This window comes from Mangrovimonas xylaniphaga (genome assembly GCF_001280435.1).
Classification (GTDB): domain Bacteria; phylum Bacteroidota; class Bacteroidia; order Flavobacteriales; family Flavobacteriaceae; genus Mangrovimonas_A; species Mangrovimonas_A xylaniphaga.
The window spans coordinates 1-2,500 of the sequence record NZ_LBIP01000035.1 but is presented as its reverse complement, the minus strand read 5'-3'; the positions used below and the strand labels follow the sequence as shown (position 1 = coordinate 2,500).

The 2,500-nt window shown below is 49.8% G+C and carries 2 tRNA genes and 2 rRNA genes (1 of these 4 cut by a window edge); all 4 read right to left on the bottom strand.

What is annotated here, in order from left to right:
• Positions 1–514: ribosomal RNA gene (locus ZA06_RS16610) — 23S ribosomal RNA — on the bottom strand; it reaches 2,306 nt to the left of the window's first position.
• A gap of 138 nt (positions 515–652) precedes the next feature.
• Positions 653–726 (bottom strand) — tRNA-Ala (locus tag ZA06_RS16605).
• An 81-nt stretch (positions 727–807) separates the two neighbouring features.
• Positions 808–881: transfer RNA gene (locus ZA06_RS16600), tRNA-Ile, on the bottom strand.
• Between the two features lie 85 nt (positions 882–966).
• Positions 967–2,483, bottom strand: a 16S ribosomal RNA gene (locus tag ZA06_RS16595).
• Together the 16S and 23S rRNA genes with 2 tRNA genes alongside form the textbook arrangement of a ribosomal RNA operon.
• Positions 2,484–2,500: the final 17 nt, after the last annotated feature.

The window sequence follows — 2,500 nt, the reverse complement described above, 5'->3', positions numbered from 1 at the left end:
GTTCGGGGTTCTTTTCACCTTTCCCTCACGGTACTGGTTCACTATCGGTCTCTCAGGAGTATTTAGCCTTACCGGATGGTCCCGGCAGATTCACACAGGGTTACACGTGCCCCGCGCTACTCAGGATACTGCTATGGTTAACGCTCTTTGCCTATACGGGGCTATCACCCTCTATGGCCGCTCTTTCCAAAGCGTTCTAGTTCATTGCGCAACCAATGTCGCAGTCCTACAACCCCAACATTGCCGTAACAATATTGGTTTGGGCTAATCCGCGTTCGCTCGCCACTACTAACGGAATCACTTTTGTTTTCTCTTCCTCCGGGTACTTAGATGTTTCAGTTCCCCGGGTTCGCCTCCTTGCGGATAACATATCTTCAATATGCTGGGTTGCCCCATTCGGATATCTGCGGATCAATTCGTATGTGCCGATCCCCGCAGCTTTTCGCAGCTTATCACGTCCTTCTTCGCCTCTGAGAGCCTAGGCATTCCCCATACGCCCTTGTTTAGCTTATTGTACTTTTTGTCTTTTTAATGAGTTACGTTATTGCTCGTTACAATAACATTTTATTTTTCATGTATATCTTTCCAATATGTCAATGAACTTGTGGCGCGTCGCCACTGACAATCATATTATCAGCGACTTTGGCCGTTGTGGAGAATATCGGAGTCGAACCGATGACCTCCTGCGTGCAAGGCAGGCGCTCTAGCCAGCTGAGCTAATCCCCCATATACCAGATGTTAGTACATAGTAGTTAGTAGTTAGTGACTAACCACTGCTCAACCTCCAGAATTTCCTTTATTAATTTGTAGTCTCAGGCAGACTCGAACTGCCGACCTCTACATTATCAGTGTAGCGCTCTAACCAGCTGAGCTATGAGACTCTACTTAATAGGTCATTTTTAAATCAACAGCAAAAGAACAGGCGCACCTTAAGCTCCTTTTTCCAGTTTCGTCGTCTTTCTCTAGAAAGGAGGTGTTCCAGCCGCACCTTCCGGTACGGCTACCTTGTTACGACTTAGCCCTAGTTACCAATTTTACCCTAGGCCGCTCCTCGCGGTGACGGACTTCAGGCACTCCCGGCTTCCATGGCTTGACGGGCGGTGTGTACAAGGCCCGGGAACGTATTCACCGGATCATGGCTGATATCCGATTACTAGCGATTCCAGCTTCACGGAGTCGAGTTGCAGACTCCGATCCGAACTGTGATAGGTTTTGTGGATTCGCTCCTGCTCGCGCAGTGGCTGCCCTCTGTACCTACCATTGTAGCACGTGTGTAGCCCAGGACGTAAGGGCCGTGATGATTTGACGTCATCCCCACCTTCCTCGCGGTTTGCACCGGCAGTCTTGTTAGAGTTCCCGACATTACTCGATGGCAACTAACAACAGGGGTTGCGCTCGTTATAGGACTTAACCTGACACCTCACGGCACGAGCTGACGACAACCATGCAGCACCTTGTAAGTAGTCCGAAGAAAGTCTGTTTCCAGATCATGCAACTTACATTTAAGCCCTGGTAAGGTTCCTCGCGTATCATCGAATTAAACCACATGCTCCACCGCTTGTGCGGGCCCCCGTCAATTCCTTTGAGTTTCATTCTTGCGAACGTACTCCCCAGGTGGGTCACTTATCACTTTCGCTTAGCCACTCAGACCGAAGTCCGAACAGCTAGTGACCATCGTTTACGGCGTGGACTACCAGGGTATCTAATCCTGTTCGCTCCCCACGCTTTCGTCCATCAGTGTCAGTACGTTGTTAGTGATCTGCCTTCGCAATCGGTATTCTATGTAATATCTATGCATTTCACCGCTACACTACATATTCTAACCACTTCACAACGACTCAAGATCGGCAGTATCAAGGGCAGTTCTACAGTTGAGCTGCAGGCTTTCACCCCTGACTTACCGGTCCACCTACGGACCCTTTAAACCCAATGATTCCGGATAACGCTTGGATCCTCCGTATTACCGCGGCTGCTGGCACGGAGTTAGCCGATCCTTATTCTTACGGTACCGTCAAGCTCCTACACGTAGGAGTGTTTCTTCCCGTACAAAAGCAGTTTACAACCCATAGGGCAGTCTTCCTGCACGCGGCATGGCTGGATCAGTCTTCCGACCATTGTCCAATATTCCTCACTGCTGCCTCCCGTAGGAGTCTGGTCCGTGTCTCAGTACCAGTGTGGGGGATCCCCCTCTCAGGGCCCCTATCTATCGTCGCCTAGGTGTGCCGTTACCACACCTACTAGCTAATAGAACGCATGCCCATCTCTTACCGCCGAAACTTTAATATCAACATGATGCCACATCGATATACTACGGGGTATTAATCCAAATTTCTCTGGGCTATCCCCCTGTAAGAGGTAGGTTGCATACGCGTTACGCACCCGTGCGCCACTCGTCAGCCACCGAAGTGCTGTTACCGTTCGACTTGCATGTGTTAGGCCTGCCGCTAGCGTTCATCCTGAGCCAGGATCAAACTCTTCATCGTTAAATCTTAAATATTAT